Below are 3,387 nucleotides of genomic sequence, written 5' to 3'. Positions count from 1 at the left end.
GACGACCTCGGCCCGCTCGACAGCCTGTCGAACGCGCTCGTCGCCGTGGAGGGCCTGCTGCCCCCGGTCGACGGCCCGGTGGTGGCCACCGACGACCAGCCACCGCGGCCGTTCACGATGTCGTCCTTCTGCCTGACCGGCAACGACAAGCTCGCCGGCTACTGGGACACCGTCGCCGACCGGCTGTTCAAGATTCGCAACTGCATGAACATCGACGGGGTCACCCGGTCCCTGTCGATCTTCGAGCCGCCGATCGACCCCGGCCTGCTGGTCCGCGCGGCGGCCGCGGGCGTCGACCTCTCCAGCGTCGTCGGCGACCTCAACGCGCCGGTACCGCACTACCGGTTCGCGGTGATGCTGCAGAAGGCGATCGAGCTGTGCGGCGAGGTGCAGGCCCTCGGCGCGGCGCTGCTCGCGGCGCTGGAGAAGCGCGACGCCGAGGCGCTGGCGCTGCTGCGGGCCGGCCACGAGGTGGCGCTGCTGACGGCGATGCGCGACGTCAGGAAGCAGCAGGTCGACGAGGCCGAGCTGTCCCTCGACGCCCTGCGCAGGTCCCAGGACGTCGTCCTGGCCCGCCAGGACTATTACCAGACGCGGCCGTTCATGAACGCCTACGAGCTGGGCCAGGTCGGCCTGACCACGTTGGGTCTGGCGTTCACCGCCATGCAGGCCGGCGCGGAGACCCTGGCCGGCGGCCTGCACCTCATCCCGGAGCTGAAGGGCGGCGCCCCGACGACGGTCGGCGCGACCTTCGGGGGCAGGAACGTCGCGTCGGCGGTGCAGTCCTTCGGCAGCGCGGCCGGGGCGACCGCGTCGATCCTCAGCACCGCCGCCTCGCTGAGCGCGACGCTCGGCGGCCACCAGCGCCGCCAGGACGACTGGAAGCATCAGGCCGATCTCGCGACCAGAGAACTCGCGCAGATCGCGAAGCAGATCGCCGCCGGCGAGGTCCGGGCCACTCTCGCCGAACTGGAGGTCCGCAACCACGACCTGCAGGTGGAGAACTCGGCCGCCGCCCGCGACTTCCTGCGCGACAAGTTCACCAACCAGGCGCTTTACGGCTGGATGGTCGGCCAGCTGTCCAGCCTGCACTTCCAGGCCTACCAGCTCGCCTACGACGCCGCGAAGCGAGCCGAGCGGGCGTTCCGGCACGAGCTCGGCCTGACCGACTCCGCCTACGTCGAGTTCGGCTACTGGGACAGCCTCAAAAAGGGGCTCCTCGCCGGCGAGCGCCTGCGTCAGTCGCTGCGGCGCCTGGACGTCGCCTTCCTGGAGCAGAACCGGCGCGAGTTCGAGATCACCAAGCACGTGTCCCTGAACGCGCTCGACCCGACCGCGCTGCTCGCGCTCAAACGCGTCGGCGACTGTTTCGTCACCCTGCCCGAGGCCATCTTCGACCTCGACTACCCCGGCCATTACCTGCGCCGCCTGAAAAGCGTCGCGGTCACGATCCCGTGCGTCGCCGGCCCGTACGCGAGCGTCAGCTGCACACTCACCCAGCACCGCAGCACGGTCCGGCAGGTCGGCACGCTGCTCGACGGCGCGTACGGCCGCCAGAGCGACGACGACCCACGGTTCACCGACACGTCGGGGTCGATGCAGGCGATCGTCACGAGCTCCGCCCAGAACGACCCGGGCCTGTTCGAACCCACCCTGCGCGACGACCGCCTCCTGCCCTTCGAAGGCACCGGAGCCATCAGCGAATGGCGCGTCGAACTACCCACCGACTTCCCGGCATTCGACCGCGACACCATCTCCGACGTCGTCCTGCATGTGCGCTACACGGCACGCGACGGCGGCGACCGTCTGCGCGGCCAGGCCCGCACCGAGCTGGGCGCCGCCGTCGACGCGGCCCTCCGGTCGGCCGGGCAGCACGGGCTCGCGCGCGCGTTCGTCCTGCGCCACGAGTTCCCGGCCGACTGGCACCGGTTCGTCAGCCCACCGGCGGGAACGGGCGCGCCGTGGACGATGCCCGTCGGCCTGGAGAAGGCGCGCTTCCCGTTCCTGGTCCAGTCCAAGCCGATTGCCATCCGGGCCGTGTCGCTGCTCGTCCTGGTGGCGCCGGATTTCGTGACGGACTATGTGACCAACGGCGAACTCGCGCTGTCGATTGTGCCGGGCACGACGGCGTCCACGACCGCCCTCAAGGTGGCTACCTGGAACGGCCTGCTGCGCGGGACGTCGACCACGGGCGGGCAACTGGGCGACTGGACCCTCGCCGCCTGGCGCGTCCACAACGGCGTGACGGTTCCCGTGGCACCCGGCTCCCTCGAGGATGTCGTCGTGGTGGTCGACTATGCGGTCGGAGCCGCCAATCCTTTGCGCCGATCATCTCCGGGTGACCCTTGACACCGGCACCTGTCCGCTACGAACGACACCCATGGGGATCTGGCACAAACGACAGAAGGGCTCTTCGCGGACCAAGGTCATGCAGGTCTTCGAAGGCACAAATCAGATCCAGCGACTGGCCATCAGTAGGCGCCTGGCGCGGGCCTGATTGACGTGGCGTTTTCGCAGGTCACAGTCCGCAGCCGGGCCCCGGGAGGTCGGCGTCCGGTCGCGGGACGCTGTTCTCGGGTGTCTGGTTCGGTCCCGTTGTAGCCGGCGGTCGCCTCCTGCTCCGAGCAAGCCAGTGGCCGCAGCAAAACGGCGAACTATAAAGCGATTGGTGACTCAGATCACACGACGGGCTCGGGGCGGTGGAGGGCTATTACCTACGCGAGTTATGCGTAGGTGCACCGCATCGACACATTCACAGATCAGAATATTTGCCAAAGTCGTACCGTGCGGTCGTAGCTGCCGGTGGCGAGGGTGTGGCCGTCGGCTGTGAAGGCCACCGACCTCACAGCGTCGGTGTGGCCGTTCAGAGGTTGGCCGATCTCGCAGGGCTGGGCTGGGTCGGCGACATCCCACAGCCGCACGGTCCCGTCGCTGCTGGCGGTGGCGAGAGTGCGTCCATCAGCCGTGAACGTCACCGACCACACGGCGCCGGTGTGGCCGGTGAGGGGATGGCCGATCTGCCGGGGTCCGCCGGGGCCGGCGACGTCCCACAGTCCCAGTGTGTGGTCGTCGCTGGCGGTGGCGAGCGTGCGTCCGTCGGCTGTGAATGCCACCGCCATCACGGCGTCAGTGTGGCCTTTGAGGCGTTGGCCGATCTGCCGGGGCCGCCCGGGGTCAGTGACGTCCCATAGCCGCGCCGTGTGGTCGTAGCCGCCGGTGGCGAGCGTGCGTCCGTCGGCTGTGAATGCCACGGACCACACGGCGCCGGTGTGGCCGGTGAGGGGTTGGCCGATCTGCCGGGGCCGCGCGAGGTCAGTGACGTCCCATAGCCGCGCCGTGTGGTCGTAGCCGCCGGTGGCGAGCGTGCGTCCGTCGGCTGTGAATGCC

The 3,387-nt window shown here is 69.7% G+C and carries 1 protein-coding gene and 2 pseudogenes; 2 read left to right on the top strand and 1 reads right to left on the bottom strand.

The window, feature by feature from the left end; translation table 11 throughout:
* Together I6A60_RS40695 and I6A60_RS44355 are read left to right on the top strand one after the other, a co-directional pair.
* A pseudogene (locus tag I6A60_RS40695) lies at positions 1–2,349 on the top strand (hypothetical protein); the annotation flags it as partial.
* 73 nt (positions 2,350–2,422) lie between these two features.
* Positions 2,423–2,497: pseudogene (locus I6A60_RS44355) on the top strand (acyl-CoA dehydrogenase); the annotation flags it as partial.
* A 262-nt stretch (positions 2,498–2,759) separates the two neighbouring features.
* Here the strand turns inward: I6A60_RS44355 and I6A60_RS40690 are convergent.
* Positions 2,760–3,387 (bottom strand): WD40 repeat domain-containing protein (locus I6A60_RS40690; RefSeq protein WP_203042679.1); only part of this gene is annotated, 628 nt, incomplete at its 5' end.

Origin of the sequence: Frankia sp. AgB1.9, from assembly GCF_016786355.1 — a bacterium.
Taxonomy (GTDB): Bacteria; Actinomycetota; Actinomycetes; order Frankiales; family Frankiaceae; genus Pseudofrankia.
The sequence above is the reverse complement of the archived record's forward strand: the minus strand, read 5'-3'. Positions and strand labels throughout refer to the sequence as shown.